The sequence below is a fragment of the Flavobacterium hiemivividum genome (assembly GCF_004349145.1).
Classification (GTDB): domain Bacteria; phylum Bacteroidota; class Bacteroidia; order Flavobacteriales; family Flavobacteriaceae; genus Flavobacterium; species Flavobacterium hiemivividum.
Map to the genome: position 1 here is coordinate 406,841 of NZ_SMFO01000002.1, position 21,940 is coordinate 428,780.

General features: G+C 32.5%; 22 protein-coding genes and 1 other RNA gene. 11 read left to right on the forward strand and 12 right to left on the reverse strand.

Features of this window, described 5'->3' with window-relative positions:
- Positions 1-65 precede the first annotated feature (65 nt).
- A complete protein-coding gene (locus tag E0F98_RS05800; protein ID WP_132109674.1) occupies positions 66-545 on the reverse strand; it encodes an Lrp/AsnC family transcriptional regulator in 480 nt (159 codons plus the stop codon).
- Between the two features lie 78 nt (positions 546-623).
- Positions 624-1,778: a M14 family metallopeptidase gene (locus E0F98_RS05805; RefSeq protein ID WP_132109675.1), complete on the reverse strand. Its 1,155-nt coding sequence runs from the start codon at positions 1,776-1,778 to the stop codon at positions 624-626.
- A 312-nt stretch (positions 1,779-2,090) separates the two neighbouring features.
- Between E0F98_RS05805 and E0F98_RS05810 the strand changes: the two genes are divergently transcribed.
- Positions 2,091-2,567: a helix-turn-helix domain-containing protein gene (locus E0F98_RS05810; RefSeq protein WP_132109676.1), complete on the forward strand. Its 477-nt coding sequence runs from the start codon at positions 2,091-2,093 to the stop codon at positions 2,565-2,567.
- Positions 2,568-2,631: 64 nt separating this feature from the next.
- Here E0F98_RS05810 and E0F98_RS05815 read toward each other — a convergent pair whose 3' ends face one another.
- Complete coding sequence (locus tag E0F98_RS05815) at positions 2,632-3,183, reverse strand: 1-acyl-sn-glycerol-3-phosphate acyltransferase (RefSeq protein WP_132109677.1); 552 nt, start codon at positions 3,181-3,183, stop codon at positions 2,632-2,634.
- A 62-nt stretch (positions 3,184-3,245) separates the two neighbouring features.
- Between E0F98_RS05815 and E0F98_RS05820 the strand changes: the two genes are divergently transcribed.
- Together E0F98_RS05820 and E0F98_RS05825 are read left to right on the forward strand one after the other, a co-directional pair.
- A complete protein-coding gene (locus tag E0F98_RS05820) occupies positions 3,246-3,911 on the forward strand; it encodes a spermidine synthase (protein WP_132109678.1) in 666 nt (221 codons plus the stop codon).
- Positions 3,912-3,994: 83 nt separating this feature from the next.
- Complete coding sequence (locus E0F98_RS05825; RefSeq protein ID WP_132109679.1) at positions 3,995-4,705, forward strand: potassium channel family protein; 711 nt, start codon at positions 3,995-3,997, stop codon at positions 4,703-4,705.
- A gap of 1 nt (position 4,706) precedes the next feature.
- Here E0F98_RS05825 and kdsB read toward each other — a convergent pair whose 3' ends face one another.
- From kdsB to E0F98_RS05840, 3 genes are all read right to left on the reverse strand, one after another.
- Positions 4,707-5,432: a 3-deoxy-manno-octulosonate cytidylyltransferase gene (kdsB, locus tag E0F98_RS05830; RefSeq protein WP_132109680.1), complete on the reverse strand. Its 726-nt coding sequence runs from the start codon at positions 5,430-5,432 to the stop codon at positions 4,707-4,709.
- Positions 5,433-5,775: 343 nt separating this feature from the next.
- Positions 5,776-6,855 (reverse strand): acyltransferase family protein, encoded by a 1,080-nt coding sequence (locus E0F98_RS05835; RefSeq protein WP_132109681.1) that lies wholly within the window; start codon positions 6,853-6,855, stop codon positions 5,776-5,778.
- Between the two features lie 45 nt (positions 6,856-6,900).
- Positions 6,901-8,322, reverse strand: a complete 1,422-nt coding sequence (locus E0F98_RS05840) for an ATP-dependent DNA helicase (protein ID WP_132109682.1) — start codon at positions 8,320-8,322, stop codon at positions 6,901-6,903.
- 222 nt (positions 8,323-8,544) lie between these two features.
- Here E0F98_RS05840 and E0F98_RS05845 point away from each other — a divergent pair, with 222 nt between their 5' ends.
- Positions 8,545-9,366: a DUF3822 family protein gene (locus E0F98_RS05845; protein WP_132109683.1), complete on the forward strand. Its 822-nt coding sequence runs from the start codon at positions 8,545-8,547 to the stop codon at positions 9,364-9,366.
- Entirely contained in the window at positions 9,363-9,953 is a 591-nt protein-coding gene (locus E0F98_RS05850) for an RsmD family RNA methyltransferase (RefSeq protein WP_132109684.1), read from the forward strand. The genes E0F98_RS05845 and E0F98_RS05850 overlap by 4 nt, the downstream gene beginning before the upstream one ends.
- Positions 9,954-10,034: 81 nt before the next feature.
- Here E0F98_RS05850 and E0F98_RS05855 read toward each other — a convergent pair whose 3' ends face one another.
- The 3 genes from E0F98_RS05855 to rnpB form a co-directional block, all read right to left on the reverse strand.
- Positions 10,035-10,571, reverse strand: coding sequence for a hypothetical protein (locus tag E0F98_RS05855; RefSeq protein ID WP_132109685.1), 537 nt, complete (start codon positions 10,569-10,571; stop codon positions 10,035-10,037).
- Between the two features lie 141 nt (positions 10,572-10,712).
- Positions 10,713-11,645 (reverse strand): ketopantoate reductase family protein, encoded by a 933-nt coding sequence (locus tag E0F98_RS05860; RefSeq protein ID WP_132109686.1) that lies wholly within the window; start codon positions 11,643-11,645, stop codon positions 10,713-10,715.
- Positions 11,646-11,669: 24 nt separating this feature from the next.
- Positions 11,670-12,010, reverse strand: an RNA gene (gene rnpB, locus E0F98_RS05865) — RNase P RNA component class A.
- A 118-nt stretch (positions 12,011-12,128) separates the two neighbouring features.
- Here rnpB and E0F98_RS05870 point away from each other — a divergent pair.
- The 5 genes from E0F98_RS05870 (at position 12,129) to E0F98_RS16160 (ending at position 14,987) form a co-directional block, all read left to right on the forward strand.
- Positions 12,129-12,440, forward strand: coding sequence for a hypothetical protein (locus tag E0F98_RS05870; protein ID WP_132109697.1), 312 nt, complete (start codon positions 12,129-12,131; stop codon positions 12,438-12,440).
- Positions 12,441-12,525: 85 nt separating this feature from the next.
- Positions 12,526-12,828 carry a hypothetical protein gene (locus tag E0F98_RS05875; RefSeq protein WP_132109687.1) on the forward strand — a complete coding sequence of 101 codons (303 nt, stop codon included), beginning with the start codon at positions 12,526-12,528 and terminating at the stop codon, positions 12,826-12,828.
- Between the two features lie 68 nt (positions 12,829-12,896).
- A complete protein-coding gene (locus E0F98_RS05880; protein ID WP_132109688.1) occupies positions 12,897-13,196 on the forward strand; it encodes a hypothetical protein in 300 nt (99 codons plus the stop codon).
- Positions 13,197-13,269: 73 nt separating this feature from the next.
- The gene (gene dnaX / locus E0F98_RS05885) at positions 13,270-14,355 is read left to right on the forward strand and encodes a DNA polymerase III subunit gamma/tau (RefSeq protein WP_132109689.1); all 1,086 of its coding nucleotides are present in this window, start codon (positions 13,270-13,272) and stop codon (positions 14,353-14,355) included.
- A gap of 56 nt (positions 14,356-14,411) precedes the next feature.
- Positions 14,412-14,987, forward strand: coding sequence for a DNA polymerase III subunit gamma/tau (locus tag E0F98_RS16160; RefSeq protein WP_243699201.1), 576 nt, complete (start codon positions 14,412-14,414; stop codon positions 14,985-14,987).
- A gap of 125 nt (positions 14,988-15,112) precedes the next feature.
- On the opposite strand, the gene E0F98_RS05895 is transcribed toward E0F98_RS16160, so the two are convergent.
- The 3 genes from E0F98_RS05895 to E0F98_RS05905 are packed head-to-tail and all read right to left on the reverse strand — an operon-like array spanning position 15,113 to position 18,624.
- On the reverse strand, positions 15,113-16,003 hold the full coding sequence (locus tag E0F98_RS05895) for a Ppx/GppA phosphatase family protein (RefSeq protein ID WP_132109690.1): 891 nt from the start codon (positions 16,001-16,003) through the stop codon (positions 15,113-15,115).
- 60 nt (positions 16,004-16,063) lie between these two features.
- Complete coding sequence (ppk1, locus tag E0F98_RS05900) at positions 16,064-18,133, reverse strand: polyphosphate kinase 1 (RefSeq protein WP_132109691.1); 2,070 nt, start codon at positions 18,131-18,133, stop codon at positions 16,064-16,066.
- A gap of 5 nt (positions 18,134-18,138) precedes the next feature.
- A complete protein-coding gene (locus E0F98_RS05905; RefSeq protein WP_132109692.1) occupies positions 18,139-18,624 on the reverse strand; it encodes a SixA phosphatase family protein in 486 nt (161 codons plus the stop codon).
- A 959-nt stretch (positions 18,625-19,583) separates the two neighbouring features.
- Here E0F98_RS05905 and E0F98_RS05910 point away from each other — a divergent pair.
- On the forward strand, positions 19,584-21,940 hold a 2,357-nt coding region (locus E0F98_RS05910; RefSeq protein ID WP_317126187.1), incomplete at its 3' end, for a PKD-like domain-containing protein.

The window sequence follows — 21,940 nt, forward strand, 5'->3', positions numbered from 1 at the left end:
TAGTTATAAAAAAATAACCCCAAGAACTAACTTGAGGTTATATAAAAATATAGCATTCAAGTGAATTACATGTTTTTGAAAATAGTATGCATCAAGCGTTTCTTGTCATTGATGCTTTCTTCTAATGAAATCATAGTTTCAGTTCTATAAACTCCTTCAATATCATCAATCATAAAAATAACATCCTTTGCATGTTTAGTGTCTTTAGCTCTAATTTTACAGAAAATATTAAATTTCCCCGTAGTTACTGAAGCTACAGTCACAAAAGGAATTTCGTTAATACGTTGTAAAACGAATTTAGTTTGAGAGGTATTATTAAGAAATACTCCAACATAAGCAATGAAAGAATATCCCAATTTATCGTAATCAAGAACTAATGACGAACCCATTATGATTCCTGCATCTTCCATTTTTTTAACCCTAACGTGCACGGTTCCTGCAGAAATTAATAACTTTTTTGCAATATCCGTAAACGGAACTCTTGTGTTATCAATTAACATATCTAATATCTGATGATCTACTTCATCTAAACGGAACTTACTCATATCTCTTAAATTAATATTTATACTTGACTAATACAAAGTTTAAAAATATACTAAAAAACGATAAATTGATGTAAATTATTATTTATTTATCAATCCGTTAACAAATTTAATGCTATTTTCTAAATAAAAATCGGCTTTTTGATTTAATTTCGGAAAGTTACTGTCCTTATCTTTATATGCTGCTTCTTTTGCATCGTACTCAAAATGACCATAATACCCGTCTAAATCTCCAATCTCTACAAAATAAGCATTAAAAACGAATTCGTCTTCTATTAACTCCTCCTTGTATTGTGCAGCAAAATTCGTAATTTTTTCTATACCATCATAATTTAATTTGACATTTTTATATAAAAAATCATAAAAAACGACTTTATTTTGAGGAATATTCAAGTATTTGTTAATTCCGTTGTCAACTATATCGTTTTCGCTAAGTATAGTAAAACTTGAAAGTAAGGCCATAAAAATATATTTCCTAGTTTCTTCCCTCTGATAATCTTCATGATAATGACCGGCCTCAAACAACAAAGTAGGCACTCCAAGTGCCTGAAAAGTATCACCAATACAATTTAGATTAAAAGAATCATCAAATCGTCCTACTTGGCCTGGTATATACTGTTGCAAAACTTCATTAATGCCAGCAATAAGATGAATGGCTTTTAATCGTGATTCATTTATTTCTCGTTCCTCATTATAAGAAGGCGCTAAAAAAGAGACTGTGGCTGGTTTTCCACTACTGCCAACTCCAAAAATAGTACGCTGATCGTGTAGATTAAAACAATAATGAGGTTTGAAGCAGTGAAACACCTCTTGTAAAACCCTACTTTCCGGCTGCGTTAGGTCTTGTGAATCCCTGTTTAAATCTATTGCATTAGCGTTTACGCGGGTATATGCTTTCGCACCATCTGGATTAAGCATTGGAATGCAACAAAAGGTAAATGCTTGTAATAATTCGCTTGCAAGGGAGGAACCATTATGTAACACATTTATGAAGTCAAACAGCGCCTTTGTAGTTGTACTTTCATTTCCGTGCATTTGAGACCAAAGTAATATTTTGGTCTTCCCATGCCCAATTTGGTACTTATAAATTGGTTTTTTAAGTACTGATTCCCCAACAATCGAAAGTTGATTATTGGTGTTTAATTTATTTAATAAAGGCTCAATTGATTCTAAAGTAAGATACCTACCTTCAATAGACTGCTCCTTATTATCATTGAATATTTGTTCTAAATCCATAGTGTATTGTTTGATTTACAAAAGTAAACATCTTTATTTTTACAATTGTAAATAGTTTAAAAGGATTAATTTTTAGAATTGTAAACAGTTAATTGCCGCTATTGCCTATGGCGCTAGTTTGTTAAATTGACAAATGTTATCTGTATTTTGCATCATGTTCAAAAACTTATTTATCAGTCACTTGAGTTACTTTATCCAATGTATTACTTCTATTAAACTATTGATTTAAGGACAATTTACAGATGTAATTTTGCTATTGTCAGCTGTTTATGTTACATTTGTAAATAAACTAATTCTAATCCACTATTTACAATGGTAAACATTGAAGATTTTATAAAACGGCTCGAAATTATATTGGATTATTACGGTTTAAACGCTTCCGCATTTGCCGATAAAATTGGTGTGCAACGCTCCAGTTTGTCTCATCTTCTATCCGGCAGAAACAAACCTAGTTTGGATTTTATTCTTAAAATTCTAGATGTATTTCCTGATGTGGATTTGTATTGGATTTTAAATGGCAAGGGTAGTTTTCCAAAAAATAATGATCCTATTCGAAAACAAGAAAATAATTTGGAACCAGTTGAGAGAACAATTCCAACTGTTCCAACTCCAGAAGTTACAGCTACGCGAGATCTATTTTCTGAAGAAAAAAATAAGGGCGATAAAAATAGTTTCGCATCAAAAAGTGAAGAAATTCAAAACGCTGTCAACTCATCCATTTCTGCTGATGTCGAAAAAATTGTATTTTTTTATAGGGACGGTACTTTTAAAGTTTTTACGCCAAACTAAAAAAGCCAATCCTTTTTTTAATTAAAGTATTGGCTTTTTTTTGGGACTAGATATTTAAATATGATTATTCTTTGAATCCTCTTTCGGGAATCTTTCCTTCGACACCTATAAAATGTTTTTTTAAAATAGTTAGATCTTCCTCAAGATTTCCTGTTGGCATTAAAGGAGCACCTAGACTAACTTCTTTTTTTCCAAAATCGAATGCTACTGGAATTATTGGCACATTCGCTTTTAAAGCGATATAGTAAAATCCTGTTTTAAGTTGGTCTACTTTATTGCGAGTTCCTTCGGGAGCTATAGCAAGACGAAAAACTTCCCTTCTACTAAATATAGCTGCAATTGAATCTACTTTATTCATCCCGCCAGAGCGATCGAGTGGTTCCCCGCCCATATATTTAAAATAGTGACCAAATGGAAAAGTAAATAATTCCTTTTTTCCCACAAAGTTCATTTCTAATCCTGTTATTCCTCTCGTAAATATCCCAAGATAGAAATCATGGGCACTAGTATGTGGCATAACCATCAGTACGCATTTCTTAATGTTAGGATCGATCTGGCCAATAATCTTCCAACCCATAAGCCGGAAAAAGATCCATTTATAAATTTGTTTTTTCATTACTGTGTAATTTGTTGCAAAATATATAATTTAAAACTTATTTTTGATAAAAACCCTTGTTGATGCTAAAAAAAGTACTTAGTTACCTTATTCCGATTAAAATTCATACCGAAAAATCCTCTCTTAGTAAATGTATTGAGGTCACTTGGGCTAATGGTGAATTAGTATTGGATTCAGAAAATACTAATTACTCTTATGGCAGTTTGCAACGCGTTTTAAGATATGGATTGAAAACCATCGGATTTGACAAAATCGTTAAAATGGAGCACATTTTAATTCTTGGTGTCGCTGGCGGCAGCGTTATAAAAACTTTAGTTGACGAAATTAAATTTGGCGGCCAAATTACCGGTGTCGAAATTGATCCTGATATTATCAAAATTGCCAATCAGTATTTTAAGTTGGATGAAATTCAACAACTAGAAATCATAATTGATGATGCTTTTGAGTTTGTTTTGAAAACCAAAAACAAATACGATCTGATTATCATTGATGTGTTTCAGGATACTACAATGCCGAATTTTCTTTATGAAAGTTATTTTACCAATCGCGTTTGCTATTTACTAAAAAGTAAAGGTTTTGTACTTTTTAACACTATGCTTTTAAATAAGGAAGATAACCTTAGAAATGAAAAATATATTGCTAATTTTTGTACGGTTAATCACAACATAAAATCGATACCTAGAATTGAAGTTCACAATGAGCTAATTGTAATAGAAAAAAAAATGTAATCAATTTTTAAATACTCCTTTTCTCTTTTCTTAACTAAAAGATATATTTCGTACTTTCCATAGGAATAGTAAAACCAAACTTGATGAAAAAAATCATTCGCAAACTGCTCTTAGGCAATGTAACTAAAATGGAAAATCCGCAGTTTAATCCTATTCAAAGGCGAATTCAGAATATAAAAGCAATTTGGAACAACGATCATCAGGATGACAACGGAATAGAAAAAATTGTTCGTTTATTTCTAGCTTCTTCTCAGTTGTTTTTCCCTGGAATATATATAAAGTATTTAGTTGCTAAAAAAGGTGCTGAGTATGAAGATCTGGCGGTAGATTTCTATGTGTTATTAAAAGTCGCTTTTCCGTTACTGATTTTAATGAACCACTGGCAAAATAACCATCTCGTTCTTGAGATAATGGCTTATGTTATGCTTGAAACGATCTTGTACATTCCCACATTGATATTTGCGTCTGATTTATTTTCGAAACCGCGTTCTTATAAAAGGTCCATGTTATTGCTCTTTTTTAATTATATCGAAATGGTATTCGGTTTTGCTGTTTTGTATTCCTTTGCAAATAATTTTAACAAACCCTTTACGCATTGGTTTGATGCCATCTATTTTAGTACCGTAACGGCATCCACCATTGGCTACGGAGATTTTCATCCCGTAGATCCTTTTGGGAAATTTTTGGTGAGTGCACAATCTATGATCGTATTGATGTTTGTGGTTTTATTCCTGAATTTTTTCTCTACTAAAATAAAATCAAAAGGCTATTTTGACCAAGACAACCCAGAATAAATTACAACATCAGTCTTGCCCTTTCTAAATCCTCGGGAGTATCTATTCCGATACCTACATGGGTTGTTTCGATCATTTTAATTCTTTTTCCAAACTCTAAATAACGTAGTTGCTCTAGTTTTTCGGATGCTTCCAAGGATTTCATTGGCAAACTATAAAAATCCAACAAAGCCTGTTTTCTAAACGCATAAATCCCGATGTGCTGCATGTACCGAACACCCACATTCTTCTCTCTAGGAAAAGGAATCACCGAACGAGAGAAATACAATGCAAAACCATTTTGATCTGTTACTACCTTAACATTGTTTGGATTATTAATATCTTCCTCATCGTTAATTTCTCGCATTAAGGATGCCAAATCAACCTGAGCGGCAGCGTCTTTTCTAAAAATATCAATCAATTTCACCAAAGGTTCGGTATCGATAAACGGTTCGTCGCCCTGCACATTAACTACTATTTCTACATCTAAGTTAGTTACTGCTTCTGCAATTCGATCACTCCCCGACTCGTGTTCTTTGATACTCATAATGGCTTTTCCACCATGAGAAACAATTTCGTCATAGATTAAATCAGAATCCGTCACTACAAAAACATCGTCAAACAACTGCGTGTTTACTGCGGCTTCATAAGTTCTTAAAATCACCGTTTTTCCACCAAGGTCTTGCATTAATTTGGCTGGAAATCTTGTGGAAGCGTAACGGGCAGGAATAACGGCTATTATTTTCATTTTTTTTGTTTTTGTTTTTGCAACGAAGGCACTAAGAATCAATGTTTTATTTGCTTTTGTTGATACGAGTTTCTTCTTCGTATTATCTCAAGCAAATATATAAATTCTGGTATTATTAATTATCCTTTGAATTATTTGCAAATCCAGCAATTAATCCCATAAGCAATATGCCTAAAAGAGATTCAATCGAAGAAATAACTTTTAAAAAACCATCAATTTTTTGAATACTCCTCCACATTCTGATCTTTGTAAAAATTTAAAACTTTGACATAGAAGACAATGCGATACTTTTTTTAAGGTTAACCTAACAAAAAAAAACTCTTTTTAGAACTATACTACAACTCTAATCCTTTGGTTTTTTAATCAAAACTCTTTTTAAATATTTATTTACTGTATTTTCAAACCAGATTAAACTGATGTAACTTATTAGAAGCGAAATGATTAAAATAATCGAAATAATATAATATTCATTAGCAATGTGAAAATGCGATTTATTATATTGAAGGAAATATTTCAAAACTAGTTGATGAAACATATAGAAACCAAAACTTATCTCGCCAAGTAAAATCAAGGTGTTATTAGATAATAATTTTGATAAAACACCTTTTTGGAAAGAGAATACTAATATTAAAAAACTCATTGGTAACCAATAATAAACGGAGTATCGCACTACTAATGGAAGCTCGCGATGAAATATAAAAAAAATAACTAGTAATAGTAAAGAACTAAACTCTAAGACATTGTAATTAATTACTCGCTCTCTATTTTTTATTTTTAAATATAATTCGAAAAGTACAATCCCCACGATAAAATCAAAAATTCTAAAAAACGGATTTACATAGAAAAGGTTTTTATAATAGTCTGGCGGAGTAATTAACATTAATATTGGCACCAAAAGTAAAAACGGAATCAATAAAACCTTACTGTAATTGAGATTCTTAATTCTTGAAATTAGAAGAATTATTAAAGGAAACATCAAATAGAAAAAGAGCTCCGTAGAAATACTCCAAGAAGGAGAGTTAAAAGAAAAGTATATTTTCTTTATGGGAATAAAACTCTGGGTTAGTGTAGCATTAAAGAGCAACTGCTTCAACCATAATGAAATCTCAAAATTCACATTTTGAAGCGTTATTGGCACAGCAATCAATAAAGTCAACAAATGCAGCGGATAGATTCTAGCAATTCTAGCGATATAAAAATTGGATTTTGATGTTTTTTTGTTAATGATCGAATCGCGGTAATTATAAGCCAATATAAAACCACTTAGAATAAAAAAGAAACTAACCCCGATATAGCCTTCTTTTAATATGAATTCGTGAATCCACCTCAAATTAGGTGATTTACTTTTTGCCAAAAAAGTCATATGATGTACAAATATCATAAAAGCAAAAAAGAAGCGTAATGAGGTAAGCGGTTTTATCATTTAAATGTGAAAATTAGATTGGATTATGACAGCTAAAAAATAAAACTACTCTACAAAACTCTCATCTTTAAAACCGATCAAATATAATTTATTTTTTGCTCTGGTCATAGCGGTATACAACCATCTAATGTAATCTCTGTCAATTCCATTTGGTAAATACGGCTGTTCTATAAAAACAGTGTTCCACTGCCCTCCTTGCGATTTATGACAGGTAATGGCATAGGAGAATTTTACTTGTAAACCATTAAAATATTCGTTGGCTTTTACTTTTTGAAACTGCTTGTACTTGGTTTCTCCTTCATAATCTTTCAAAACTTCCTGATACAATCTATTGGATTCTTCATAAGTCAATGACGGTGATTCACTTTTTATGGTGTCTAATAATAGAACGGTTTCAAAAGGTTTTTGATCTGGATAATCGACCATTCTAATTTTTACGTTGGCAAACTTAAAACCGTATAGTTCCTTAATATTGAAAATTTCTAATATTTCGATAATATCCCCATTGGCAATAAATCCAGCATGATCAGAATCTTTCAACCAGAAATAATTGTTCTTAACGACCATTAAGAAATCGCCAGATGACAATTCGCTTTCTTTGTCAAGAATTTTGGTTCTTATCTGCTCATTGTATTGATTGGCTCTTTTATTCGAACGAACAATAAAAGCGGTGTCTTCTATACTATAATTACTGTAGGCTGAGTTGATTGCATCCTGAATATCGTAGCCATCAGTTAGGCGAACGATATCTTTAAATTTTCGAACATTAAATTTAAACTCCGTGATAAAGGAATCTTTCAATAGCTCTCGAAGCTCCGTCGCATTATACAAAATTCCAGAATCTTCTTCCTGACGCATTACTTCGTCAAGTTCTATATATTCGACTTCCTTATTGTAATTCAAACTTAAAGTATGAGTATCCAGTGCAGGGCTGATGTCTAAATTCACTGGCGGCAACTGAGCCGTGTCGCCCAGCAACAGCATTTTGCAATTAGTTCCGGAGTATACATAAGAAATCAAATCATCAAGCAAAGAACCATTTTCGTAGAGTTTAGAATCGGAGTTAGTGTCCGAAATCATCGAAGCTTCATCGACTATAAAAATGGTGTTTTTATGTTTGTTTTGTTGTAAGGTAAAAGAAACGCCACCACCGGAAGACTTCTTTGGGAAATAGATTTTTTTATGAATTGTAAAAGCAGGTTTGTTCGAATAACTGGCAATTACTTTAGCAGCACGACCAGTTGGCGCAAGCAAAACATATTTTTTATCAATGTCCAAAAGGTTATTTACAATTGTCGAAATCACCGTCGTTTTTCCCGTTCCTGCATATCCTTTTAGAACAAAAATCGTGTCGTTATGAGTATCAGTTAAGAAAATAGCGATTTTTTGAAAAAAAATATCCTGTTTGTAGGTAGGTACAAAAGGAAATTTATTTCGGATAAGGCTATAAAACGAGGAGGAATTCATCTGACAAATTTTAACTGCAAAGTAAGGGTTTCAATCTCAAAAATCAATGCATTTATCTAATTCAATTTCGATTTTAGTTTCGATTATTCTAATAAATTATTTGTACTGCTTTTTGCAGTTGGCGTGGTCATAGTCATTGCTATTGTTATTTTAATTTGTAAGTTTGTCATCGCATTTAATCTTTTTGTTTTTCTAAAGACAGAATGGATTATAAATTAGATTATGTCTACACAAAACACGAATATTACCGAAAAAAAATATAAAAAACTCTCCATTCAAGTTTCCTTGTCTGGTTTGTCTTTTTGCTGTTTTGACACACTCAATAACACCATTACTTCCTTTAATGAAGTGCATTTTGATTCATTTCATAAAGGAATTAAAATTGAAGATTTATTTTCGAATGCTTTTAGAGATTATCCGGAATTGACCGAAACCTATGATGATGTATTAATTATTCACAATAATAATTTGTCCACATTTGTTCCCGCACCACTTTTCGATGAAAATTTTCTAGGAAGTTATTTGCAGTACAATACTAAGGTTTTTGACACTGATTTTTTTGCATACGATGAAATCAGTAATTACCAAATTAATTCGGTTTACATTCCTTATGTAAACATGAACAACTTTTTTATTGATCAATTTGGCACTTTCGATTACAAACATGCCAACAGTATTTTGGTCTCAACTCTTTTGGATGCATCCAAAAATATTGACGATAAGAAAATGACCGTTCATTTTAGCGAAGGACATTTTGAGATTATTGTGATTCAAAATCAGAAGCTGTTATTATTCAATTCATTTGATTATCAAACTCCTGAAGATTTTATTTATTATGTATTGTTTACCGCCGAACAATTGAGTTTAAATCCAGAATCTTTCGCATTAGAACTAATCGGGAATATTGACACCGAAAGTGATTTTTTCAAAATAGCATACAAATACATCCGTAACGTTTCACTAATTGATGTGGAAGATTTACGATGGAACAATTATTTTTCTGAGGCCGAAAACAGAAATCATTTTATACTTTTCAACTCATGAGAATCATTTCAGGAAAATACAAGGGAAGACGCATTTCTCCGCCAAAAGGCTTACCCGTTCGTCCCACTACCGATATGTCTAAGGAAGCATTATTCAATGTTATCAACAACCATTTTAATTTTGATGGTTTGAAAATATTGGATTTATTCGCAGGAACCGGAAACATCAGTTATGAGTTTGCCTCCAGAGGTAGCGAGCCTATTACCTCAGTAGATGGTGATTTTGGCTGTGTGAAATTCATAAAGCAAGTAGCAGCCGAGTATGATTTTAATATTGCAGCAACTAAGAGTGATGTTTTTAAATTTTTGGAAAGAAACAATGCTAGTTTCGACATTATTTTTGCTGACCCACCATACGGTCTGGACCAAAAGATTTTTGAGAAAATTGTCTTATTGATTTTCGAAAAAAACACTCTTAACGACGATGGGATGATGATAATCGAACATTCTAAATACACCAAGTTAGACCATATGGATAATTTTTCATTCAAGAAAAGTTACGGCGGTTCTATTTTTAGCTTCTTCGAATTAAGTTCCGCCGACCAAGAAACAGATCCTGATCTTTTTGAAGATAGCGAAGAAGAATAAAAGTCATTAAACCTTTATAAATACTAAAGTCCCCGTGAAAACGAGGACTTTTTTTTATGTCTTTAAAATCATTTAATAAAACTATTTCCCAATAACCCAACCCAATGAAAAATTAGCAATTAAAGTAAATTCATCTTCAAATTTATCCATATTATAACCAATTCCTAAATTCAAGCCTAGATTAAAATTGCCTTTATAGGTACGCTCAAATCCCCAAACTGGCCCAACAGTTAATGACGGAATTGTTTTCGCGAAAGAATCATTTGTAGTGCTAGATTCAAAAAAATAAGCTGCGGTAAATGCAACAAATCCTCCAGAATTATGTGCTGTAACCTTACCTTTTGCAGCTCTCTTTTCTAAATTATAGTAGTGTCGAAATTGTTCGTTTATTACGGGATAAAAATCCCAAGTAGAACCAATAAAACTATGCGAGCGATACCCAAACCCTAAGCTAACTTCAGAATATAAGGTGTTTTTATCACTAAAACCATGCTCGTACACAATCCCTGGAACAAGAACATTAATTTTGAATTGACTTTTTTCTACTGCGGCATTGTCTTGTGCTTGTAAAGTAGTGAAGGCAAGCAGAATTGAGAATAACAAAAACTTCTTTTTCATCTTTAAAAATGGTTCGTTAAGCAGTATAATTTCAACTTGGTTCGAAATTAAAACACAACACAAACATAAGAAATAGATTATAAAGACAAACAGCTACTCAAGCTTATTTTTGAATTTATATAATCTTTAAAGAAAATAATCTTAAGATTCTAATTTCTCTGATAATTTATCCAATACCTTTTTGTAGGTAGGCATTTCCATTTCATACTTCAAACCTTCATTCACCACAAATTCAGTCAAAGAAGCCAGTTCAAATTTTCTGCCGGCTAAGACATCGCGATGCATCGATGAAGTAGCGTATTTTGGAGTTTTTTCCAGTTTAAGAATCGCTTGCATTACGATATCGTTGGGCAAGTTCAATCCTTTTACAGCGGCTAACATGGTAATCTCGTTTAAGAGTTCAACATAGACTATTCTATTAGAATTACTATTTATGATTTCGCCAATATTTTGATTTAAATAGGAAGTAGCTGAAGCCAAAGCAGAAATAAAAACAAATTTCTCCCAGACTGTTTCCTCTATATTTTGAACGAAATCACTATCTATGCGCGCATTTTTAAAAATAAGCTGTAACGCTTTCAGACGAGCTATTGGCGCAGAATCAGAACCAAAATACAGTTTTTCATAAGACCCCATTTTTCTAATAATACCTGGAGATTCGATCATGGAAATGATATAAACGCAACCTTGTAAAACTTCATTATCAGGATAAAGGGTACTTATTCTTTCGGGCGCATCGACACCGTTATATAAAGGAAGGAAAATTGTGTTTTTAGTGATGCATTTTTCTAATGCGAGGAGGCTTTCTTCTATATCATAGGTTTTTGTCGCACAAATAAGATAATCCAATTTCCCAATAACCTGAGGATCATTCGAAACTATACTTGGAAAGGCAATGAATTCATTTTCGTCTGTGATGATCTTTAATCCTGAAACTGCGATTGCTTTTTGAGTTTCCCCGCGAGCTATAAAAACAATTTCGATTTGGTCTGATTCAGCGTAGGCTTTCGCCAATAATCCGCCAAAATAACCACCTACTCCACCCATTCCTAAAATTCCAATTCTTGTAAGCATAGAAAAAGTATAATCAAAAACGTTAAAAAAAACAGACCTATAAGCCGGATTCTGTTAACACTGAATTAATTTCAGTGTCACCTTATCATTTATCTAGTCTCGTTGTTACCAACGAGATCAAGCTATCTACCCTTCAACAACGGACGAGAAGCCCTTAAATGCTGATATACTTGATATTTCACCGCATAGAGTTTACCTGGTTTCACTACAGCATTACCTGTACATACTTTCTGTTGCACTTGTCCTAATCTTGCCTTTGCAGACAAAACCGACGGGTGTTACCCGCTATGCTTCTCCATGGTGTCCGGACTTTCCTACTTGTCTCGTTCCTAAAAACGAGACGAGTCGATAAGGCGGTCTGTGCTGCAAATTTACAACATTTTTAATGCCAAGTCAACAATTGAGTTTCTAGTTTAACAGCTATTTTACAAAGTCTTAATTTTAAATTGGTTATCTTTAGAATTAATTAAAAAATTGGTAGCTATGAAACCTATTTATCATTATTCAACAGTATCAGAAGCTCTTAATGAATTAAGACAACTGGGATTTGAATACGATTATAATATCCATTACGAGGATATTATTAAAAATCCCGGTAATCATGATATAGAACATGTGTATCGATATGAAGGAGATTCTGATCCCGGTGATTCGGCCATAGTGTATGGTATTAAATCAGTGGATGGAAAAAAAGGTGTTTTTGTTACCGGCTTTTCAGCAACTTCAGGAAATAAAGCAGCAATTGTACTCGCTAAGTTGTGTATTACAAATAGTGAAAATCAATGCAGAACTTAATTATCGTCTTTTAATAAAATAAAATTAGCTTTGTCATACCATAATATATTAACCTCCAATAATTAAATTCCTTAAAATAAAAATTATGACTAAAATGTATCATTATGCCACGGTTTCCAAAGCTTTAGACGAACTAAATGAAAATGGATTTACTTATGACTTCAACCTTCACGAAGAAGATATTGCAAAAAACCCTCAAAAATATGAAATCAAGCACATTTATCGCTATGAAGGAGATACAGATCCTGGAGACGAAGCAGTGGTTTATGGAATTCAATCGATTTCTGGAAAAAAAGGAGTTTTTGTAGCTGGCTTTGCTGCGAATTCAGTGACTGAGGCCGCTCAAGCACTAATAGAAATCAGCATAAAAAATCGAGCTAAATCATAAAAATAATCTATAAATTTTAATGAAAGCAATTTCAGAATTTATAAGTTTAAAATCAACTAAAAAATATTATGGAACATAACTATCACTATGCCACTGTATCTAAAGCCTTAGAAGAATTAAAAGAAAAAGGATTCACTTATGATTTTAACCTTCATGAAGAGGACATTGTAAATAATCCCCATGATTATCAAATTGTACACATCTACCGTTATGAAGGAAATACAAATCCAGACGACGAAGCCATCGTTTACGGAATACGGACAAAATCTGGTAAAAACGGTGTTTTTGTAAGTGGATTTGCAGCAAATTCAGTTAGTGATGCCGCACAAATGTTAATTAATATTACTATTAAAGGTAGAAATAAATAATTTCTGAATTAAACAAATTATCGTTTTCATAATATAATGGCAATGCCTATATTTGCTTTCGAATAAAAAATTTATGGAACAATTTGTTGTATCGGCTCGTAAGTATCGTCCTCAAACATTTAATGATGTAGTGGGACAAAAAGCTATTACCAATACTTTGTTGAATGCCATAGATAGTAATCATCTTGCCTCTGCCCTATTATTTACAGGTCCCAGAGGAGTTGGTAAAACAACTTGCGCTCGTATCTTGGCTCGAAAAATCAATCAGCCGGGTTATGATGACCCTAATGAAGATTTTGCTTTTAATGTATTCGAATTAGATGCTGCCTCTAACAATTCTGTTGATGATATTAGAAACTTGATTGATCAAGTTCGTATTCCGCCACAAACCGGAAAATATAAAGTCTATATTATTGACGAGGTGCATATGTTGTCTTCTGCGGCTTTTAATGCTTTCCTGAAAACATTAGAAGAGCCGCCAAAGCACGCTATTTTTATTTTGGCAACTACCGAAAAACATAAAATTATTCCAACGATCTTATCGCGTTGTCAGATTTTTGATTTTAAAAGAATCACCGTTAAAGACGCCAAAGAACATCTTGCCGAAGTTGCAACTAATCAAGGAATCGTATTTGAAGATGATGCCTTACACATTATTGCACAAAAAGCAGATGGTGCCATGCGTGACGCTTTGTCAATTTTTGACAGAGTAGTTTCTTATTGCGGAACTAATTTGACGCGTCAAGCTGTTACGGAGAACTTGAACGTATTAGATTATGAAACTTATATCACGGTTACCGATTTAATTCTTGAAAATAAAATTCCTGAATTACTGATGGCTTTCAACGAAATTCTTTCGAAAGGATTTGATGCGCATCACTTTGTATCTGGATTGGCTTCCCATTTTAGAGACTTATTAGTTAGTAAAACGCCTTCAACTTTAACTTTATTAGAAGTTGGTGAGCAAGCTCAAAAAATGTATGGATTGCAAGCACAAAAATGCAGTCAAGATTTTTTATTGAAAGGAATCACCATTGCAAATGATTGTGATTTAAAATACAAACTGAGTCAAAATCAAAGATTGCTTGTTGAACTTTGCTTAATGCAACTTGCCTCTATCACTTTTGATGGAGAAAAAAAAAAGTTGAGTCCTTTATAATTCCTCCTACTTATTTTAGAAAAAATGATTATTCGATAGCTGACCAATCAAAAGCTGTGGAAACAAAGCCTGTTGCTTTACAAGCTGTTGTGGAACCACAAGAAATTGTATCTGAAAAGAAAATTGAATTTGTTTCTCCTAAAAAAGTAGAAACGACTACAAATGAACCTAAGATTTCGGCCTTTTCATTGTCTAGTATTCGTGCCAAAAAAGCATTAGAAGAAAGTAATAAATCGTATGTAAAGGAAGTAGTTGATTTCCCTACGGAAGCATTTACAGAAACCGAAATGTTATTGCAATGGACCAATTATGCAAAACGCCTTGGAGATAAAGGCTTTAAAATTATGGAGTCCTTATTGCTGATCAATGATCCCGTTTTGAATGGTTTTAACATTACAATCGAATTGCCCAATGAAGGTTCGAAATTAGATTTTGAAAAAGAATTAAATGGCCTCTTAGGTCATTTGAAAGGACATTTACACAATCACGATATTACAATCGATATTATTGTAAATGAAAGTTTCGAAAATAAAAAGAATTTTAATGATCAAGACCGCTACAATCGTTTACACGAAATAAATCCTAATATTGAATTGCTGCGAACTACATTTGGATTAGATTTGAATGCTTAAAACAGCATTTTTGAAAATCGTTATTTTCTAATGTAACTTATCTCTTCTCTAAAATCACTCATGAATTTTAAACTAATAGCCCAATATTGTATAACTAATATTAGGCTTTAGCAAAGTACTAATAACTATATTTTTCCAAAATACATGGCTTTTACAATTCCGTCAGACAATCCGATTTTTGGAACATAAATTTGTCTTGCTCCGCTCCATTTCATCGCATTGAGATAGATTCTAGTGGCCGGAATGATAACATCGGCGCGATCTGGGTTTAATCCTAATTCAGAGATTCTTTGTTCGTATGACAATGAATTCAAGAAGGAATATTGTGAGGTCATATAAATATAAGACAATGGCTTTTCTTGAATTTTACCTGACATTTTAAACAATTTATTAATGTTCCCACCAGATCCAATAAGGGTAACTTCTTCGTAATCTTTTGTATTAAATTTAATCCATTTTTCAATTTCATCCCATACCACATCGCAGACCATTCCGTTCAACAATCGAACCGTTCCTGCTTTAAATGATTTGGAAGTAACTATTTTCCCACCCGAAAAAAGTGTGAATTCTGTACTTCCACCACCCACATCTACAAAAAGATAGGTTTGATCTGTTTTTAGCAAATGATGCAAATCCGTTGAAGCAATAATTGCCGCTTCCATTTTACCATCAATAATATCGATGTTAACATCGGCTTTTTCCTTTATTAGGGCCACAATTTCTTTTCCATTGTAAGCCTCCCGCATTGCAGAGGTTGCAAATGCCTTATACGATTGAACTTTATGTACTTTCATCAAGAGATTGAATGCTTTCATGGCATCACACATTCTGTCGATATTTTCTTCAGATATTTCACCAACAGTAAAGGCGTCCTGCCCTAAACGAATAGGTACACGTACTAAGGAACTTTTATTAAATTGAGGTTCTTTACCCTCTTGTTCGACAATATTTACTACTAATAAACGCATGGCATTTGATCCAATATCGATTGCTGCGTATTTTTTTATGTTAATCATTCTTGATTATGATTTTGAATTTACTTTTTTACTGCTATATCAGTTAAAAAAATGTTGTTTCTATGAAGTTTCAGCTAATAATTCGACTTTCTTTTGATAATATTCATAGGTTTCTATCTGAGCTCTAAATACAGGGTCATCTTTTCTTTGGCGATACTTATTATCTAATAGTTCAGAATGAACACGTGCTTTTACGTTTCCTTTCCAACCTAAATCAAAATTGTCGATTAATTCTTTTTTAATTCCTTGATCGTAAATTGGACAGGTTACTTCTACCCTTCCGTCGAGATTACGCGTCATAAAATCTGCAGAGGATATATAAACCTCCGTTTGTCCGGCATTTCCAAAAATATAGATTCTAGAATGCTCTAAATAGTTATCAACAATACTGATCGCTTCGATATTAGCACTCATCCCTTTCACTCCAGGAATCAATGAACAAATCCCTCTAACTTCCAGTTGTATTTTTACTCCTGCATTACTGGCTTCATACAATTTATCGATCATACCAAAATCAGATAAACTATTCATTTTTAGTTTGATGTATGTTTTTCGTCCAGCTAATGCATGCAGAATTTCTCTATCAATTAATTTATAAAAACGAATTCTAGTGTAATGAGGTGAAACAATTAGATGCTTGTAGCGATACAACCTATAGTTAATATTAAAGAAATCAAATATTTTGTTTATGTCTTTTAGAATCTGTTGATGACTAGTAAATAATGTCACATCAGTATAGACCTTTGCCGTTGCCTCATTGAAGTTCCCTGTCGATATAAAGCCGTACCTTTTTACTTTACCATTTTCATTTCTTTCGATAACACATATTTTACTGTGTACTTTAAGTCCCTTTACCCCAAAAATAAGTTCGATACCTTCCGTTTGCATTTGTTCAGCATACGATATATTTGACGCTTCATCAAATCGAGCTTGCAATTCAATTTGCACTGTTACTTTCTTACCATTTTTGGCGGCATTGATTAACGAGCTTATAATTTGCGAATTTTTAGCTAATCGATACAGTGTTATTTTTATAGTAGTGACTTTAGGATCTAATGCAGCTTCACGAAGAAACTTAGTGAGATATGAAAAGGTTTGATAAGGTGCATTCAATAGATAATCTTTTTCACTGATTTTCTCTAAAATACTACCTTCTAGACTTAATCCAGGAATGGGTAATGGATCGTTTTTTGCATACAATAAGTCGAATCTCCCCAAATTTGGAAAATCCATGTAATCTCTTCTGTTATGATAGCGACCGCCTGGTATAATGCTATCTGTAGAATCGATTTTCATCTTGTCTAGAAAGAATTTTAGGGTGTCTTTATCGATTGTTTGATCATAAATAAAACGAACAGGTTCTCCTATTATTCTATCTTTTACACTTGTCGAAATTTTCTCAAGCATACTTTTACTCAAATCACTATCAATATCTAATTGCGCATCACGACTAATCTTTATCATATGAGCACTAACACTTTGGTAATCAAAAATATTAAATATACTTTTTAAATTGTGTCTAATTACATCATCGATAAGAATTACATATTGTCTGTCATCGTCTGAAGGTAAAACTACAAATCGATTCATCGTCTTTGGAATTTCGATAATTGCATAGCGAACTTCTGAATTTTTTTTCATGACTAATTTAATAGCCAAATACCCCATATTGTCTCTTAATAAAGGAAACTCAGATAGATCATTTAAGATTATGGTTACTAACTCAGGACTAAGTTTTTGTATAAAGAAATCTTTTAAATAAATTTCTTGATCTACTGAAATTTCATTCTCGTTAATGATGAAAATATTTTCGGCTTCTAGTTCAGTTTCAATTTTTTTAAGAATAAGAAGACTTGCAGTTTGATCTTCGATTACAATCTCAGTAATGTCTTTTACTAGTTGTTGAGCCGAAATACCGCCTAGAATTTTCTCTCCGCTTTTACCTGATAGACTTAATCTGCGAATGGCTGCAAAACGAACTCTAAAAAACTCATCTAAATTATTAGAAAAAATTCCTAGGAATCGCAATCTGTCTAAAAGTGGCACTGAATCATCTGCTGCTTCTTGAAGTACTCTGGCATTAAAGGCTAACCAACTTTTCTCCCTATCTATATATTTTTTCTCTCGCACTATTTTTATTTTAAATCTTTTGGAACAATTATTTTTTGGGTGATACCTTTTTCAATTTCTTTCCAGTATTTGGTATCGAATTGTAAAGATACAAAACCAGCTGTAGGTACATTACTAATAAATGTATTTCCAAATTTATTAACAAAATTTGTAATTGCCGCATTATGTCCAAAAAGAATGATGCTTTCAAAACTATTATCACATGATTTTATAATCTTTTCCAATTGATTTTCGTCAAATGTGTATAGCTCGTCTTTATATACAATAGAATCTAAAGGGTATAAAATGTTTTGTGCAAAAATAGTTGCAGTATCTATCGCTCTTTTTGCAATACTACTCCATATTACAAATGTTTTAGGAATAAAATCCAAAATACTTAATGAAACTAAATGCGCATCTTTCATTCCTCTTTGCTCTAGTGGCCGATCAACATCTTTTAAAGGTACATCCCAATTAGATTTAGCATGTCGTATTAATATCAAATTTTTCATAATAGATAGTATTTAGTGTAAATCTCAATAGGAATTAACTGAAATAGAAAGATACAATTATTATTAATTAAATATGTTTTTTTGTTCGAAAGAAATATCATAAATAAATCTTATTCAAAACAATGTAAGTCAGTAATTTAAGACTAAAAACAGGTCTTTTTATTTAGAAAAATACCTGTTAAATATATAGTCGTTTTAATTTTATTCAATTAGCAAGAATTATCATCGATATGTCCTGTTTTGATTTTCAATGATTAAATTATAAAAAATCAAAAACTTGAAGCATAATCGTTGTAATGATAGTAGGGATTAGAAAGTTCAACTATTTAATAAAAGTGGAAAATGAAGCATTATAGAAATCAATTATTTTAAAAATTTTGAAAGAATTAATTTATATTATGATACTAAACTATTACGCTCAAACATCCTTTAAAATTGTTAAACTTTAACATAAAAATAAGTTTTTTTACAAGAATTTCTAAAAAAATATCTAAAATTGGCTCTATTTTTTTGCAAAAATATGCAATTGAACGAGTATTTAGGTTATTCAAAGACAAAAAAATAAAAGGCTACTATTTCTTATTAATTTTGAATATCAATAATAAGATAAAAAATATTTTATTGAATTGCAATGGTTTCCTGCCCGAAATCTATCGTTCATTTTAAAAACAAAAAATCCTACTGTTATGATACTAATAATTACTATTTTAATACTGGTTATATCAATAGCCAAAATAATAAATTATTCAGAAGTCCAATTTCCAAAATATTGGATTCAACTGCTTTTTCCTAAAGTAGTATCTAGAGCATACTTTTTTGATTCCATTAAAACAAATTTCACCACCATAGTTGTGATTCCTTTTGAATCACGACAATTCCATGATCATTAGTGTAAATCAGTGTAAACTTGAATTACTCCTACTAACAACCCCATTTCTAACGATTTAAAAAAATCAATGATGAAAACAAATTTACCCAAACAAAAATCGAAACAAGCCATTCTAAGTCTTATACTATTAATTTTGGTTTCTTTTACGAATGGATATGCACAGGATACAAATATTACATTCGATAACAGTAGCGCTTCGTTAACAACAGCTCCAGCTTGTCCTTTAGGAGGATGTACTGCTCAGGATGTAACTTTTGGAGATGTATATTTAGGTGACGCTGTTGGAAATTTAGCTACCTTGACCTATATTTCTGCTAATAATCCACTATATATCTGGGTTAAAATTGCATCTAATAGTTCCAAACATGATTTGTTATTTCAATTTGATTACTTAGTTGGTGGTGTTCGAAAAAACTTCGATAATACTAATTTTGTTGGTTCGACAACAGATAGATTAACAATTAAAATTAGAGGAAATATAATCACAGCTGGTTCTAAATATAGAATGGCTGAAATAACAAACTATACCGCAGGTCAATCCCTTGAGCTACAAAATATCTATTTAGGATGGAATACAAATGGAGGCGCTATAAGTTCTGGTCAGAACATTTCTTTTATTACTTGTAATAGTCCAAAATGTAGTAGTGCCTATTCTGGAGGTATAATTATAAAAACACCCTTATTTGCTGATTTTTCTATTAGTAAAACTTGTGATGGCGGTACTTTTGAAAAAGTGGTTTATACTAGTACTTCGACAGGTATTGAAGGAAATACTAATTATAGCTGGTTATTTCCTGGAGCTGTAACGATTTCTCCATCAAGTTTATCAACAAGTGGACCATACACCGTAACTTATTCCTCTGCTGGTCCTCATAGCGCTAGCTTAACAGTGTCGGATCCATTAAATGCTGTAATTCCGAACACTAAAACAATTAACAATATTAATATCGCATTGTGTTGTACTTCGCCCGTAATTACAAATAAAACTGCAACTATTTGCACAGGAAATTCATTCAGCATTAATCCCATAACAGCAGGCAGTGATATTGTTCCTAGTGGCACAACTTACACATGGTCAACTCCTGTAAGTAGTCCTTCGGGAGCTATAACTGGAGGAACTTCTCAAATTACTGGAGCTACAGGACCTATAAGTCAAACTTTAACAAATACGACGAATAGTACTGCCACATTAACTTATACTGTTACGCCAAAATCAGAGTCCTGCACCGGTACTCCTTTTACAATAACAGTAACAGTAACTCCTAAACCAACTAAAGTATCTACTCCAGTGACAATCTGTTCTGGTGAGACTTATACTTGGACTGTAAATGGAACTGCTTATACGGAAAGTGGAACGTATTTAGTAACMAATGACGGATGTACTGCTAACCAAGAATTGGTATTGACAGTAACTCCTAAACCAACTAAAGTATCTACTCCAGTGACAATCTGTTCTGGTGAAACTTATACTTGGACTGTAAATGGAACTGCTTATACGGAAAGTGGAACGTATTTAGTAACCAATGACGGATGTACTGCTAACCAAGAATTGGTATTGACAGTAACTCCTAAACCAACTAAAGTATCTACTCCAGTGACAATCTGTTCTGGTGAGACTTATACTTGGACTGTAAATGGAACTGCTTATACGGAAAGTGGAACGTATTTAGTAACCAATGACGGATGTACTGCTAACCAAGAATTGGTATTGACAGTAACTCCTAAACCAACTAAAGTATCTACTCCAGTGACAATCTGTTCTGGTGAAACTTATACTTGGACTGTAAATGGAACTGCTTATACGGAAAGTGGAACGTATTTAGTAACCAATGACGGATGTACTGCTAACCAAGAATTGGTATTGACAGTAACTCCTAAACCAACAAAAGTTTCTACTCCAATGACAATCTGTTCTGGTGAAACTTATACTTGGACTGTAAATGGAACTGCTTATACGGAAAGTGGAACGTATTTAGTAACAAATGACGGATGTACTGCTAACCAAGAATTGGTATTGACAGTAACTCCTAAACCAACTAAAGTATCTACTCCAGTGACAATCTGTTCTGGTGAAACTTATACTTGGACTGTAAATGGAACTGCTTATACGGAAAGTGGAACGTATTTAGTAACCAATGACGGATGTACTGCYAACCAAGAATTGGTATTGACAGTAACTCCTAAACCAACTAAAGTATCTACTCCAGTGACAATCTGTTCTGGTGAGACTTATACTTGGACTGTAAATGGAACTGCTTATACGGAAAGTGGAACGTATTTAGTAACCAATGACGGATGTACTGCTAACCAAGAATTGGTATTGACAGTAACTCCTAAACCAACTAAAGTATCTACTCCAGTGACAATCTGTTCTGGTGAAACTTATACTTGGACTGTAAATGGAACTGCTTATACGGAAAGTGGAAC

Bases quoted from the DNA above. Each gene is read 5' to 3' on its own strand.
- kdsB (WP_132109680.1), bottom strand. From the start codon at position 5,432: ATGAAAATAATAGCCGTTATTCCTGCCCGTTACGCTTCCACAAGATTT.
- E0F98_RS05845 (WP_132109683.1), top strand. From the start codon at position 8,545: ATGTCTACACAAAACACGAATATTACCGAAAAAAAATATAAAAAACTC.
- E0F98_RS05875 (WP_132109687.1), top strand. From the start codon at position 12,526: ATGACTAAAATGTATCATTATGCCACGGTTTCCAAAGCTTTAGACGAA.
- E0F98_RS05805 (WP_132109675.1), bottom strand. From the start codon at position 1,778: ATGGATTTAGAACAAATATTCAATGATAATAAGGAGCAGTCTATTGAA.
- E0F98_RS05870 (WP_132109697.1), top strand. From the start codon at position 12,129: ATGAAACCTATTTATCATTATTCAACAGTATCAGAAGCTCTTAATGAA.
- E0F98_RS05810 (WP_132109676.1), top strand. From the start codon at position 2,091: ATGGTAAACATTGAAGATTTTATAAAACGGCTCGAAATTATATTGGAT.
- E0F98_RS05850 (WP_132109684.1), top strand. From the start codon at position 9,363: ATGAGAATCATTTCAGGAAAATACAAGGGAAGACGCATTTCTCCGCCA.
- E0F98_RS05825 (WP_132109679.1), top strand. From the start codon at position 3,995: ATGAAAAAAATCATTCGCAAACTGCTCTTAGGCAATGTAACTAAAATG.
- E0F98_RS05835 (WP_132109681.1), bottom strand. From the start codon at position 6,855: ATGATAAAACCGCTTACCTCATTACGCTTCTTTTTTGCTTTTATGATA.
- E0F98_RS05860 (WP_132109686.1), bottom strand. From the start codon at position 11,645: ATGCTTACAAGAATTGGAATTTTAGGAATGGGTGGAGTAGGTGGTTAT.
- E0F98_RS05800 (WP_132109674.1), bottom strand. From the start codon at position 545: ATGAGTAAGTTCCGTTTAGATGAAGTAGATCATCAGATATTAGATATG.
- E0F98_RS05895 (WP_132109690.1), bottom strand. From the start codon at position 16,003: ATGATTAACATAAAAAAATACGCAGCAATCGATATTGGATCAAATGCC.
- E0F98_RS05840 (WP_132109682.1), bottom strand. From the start codon at position 8,322: ATGAATTCCTCCTCGTTTTATAGCCTTATCCGAAATAAATTTCCTTTT.
- dnaX (WP_132109689.1), top strand. From the start codon at position 13,270: ATGGAACAATTTGTTGTATCGGCTCGTAAGTATCGTCCTCAAACATTT.
- E0F98_RS05820 (WP_132109678.1), top strand. From the start codon at position 3,246: ATGCTAAAAAAAGTACTTAGTTACCTTATTCCGATTAAAATTCATACC.
- E0F98_RS05815 (WP_132109677.1), bottom strand. From the start codon at position 3,183: ATGAAAAAACAAATTTATAAATGGATCTTTTTCCGGCTTATGGGTTGG.
- E0F98_RS05880 (WP_132109688.1), top strand. From the start codon at position 12,897: ATGGAACATAACTATCACTATGCCACTGTATCTAAAGCCTTAGAAGAA.
- E0F98_RS05905 (WP_132109692.1), bottom strand. From the start codon at position 18,624: ATGAAAAATTTGATATTAATACGACATGCTAAATCTAATTGGGATGTA.
- E0F98_RS05855 (WP_132109685.1), bottom strand. From the start codon at position 10,571: ATGAAAAAGAAGTTTTTGTTATTCTCAATTCTGCTTGCCTTCACTACT.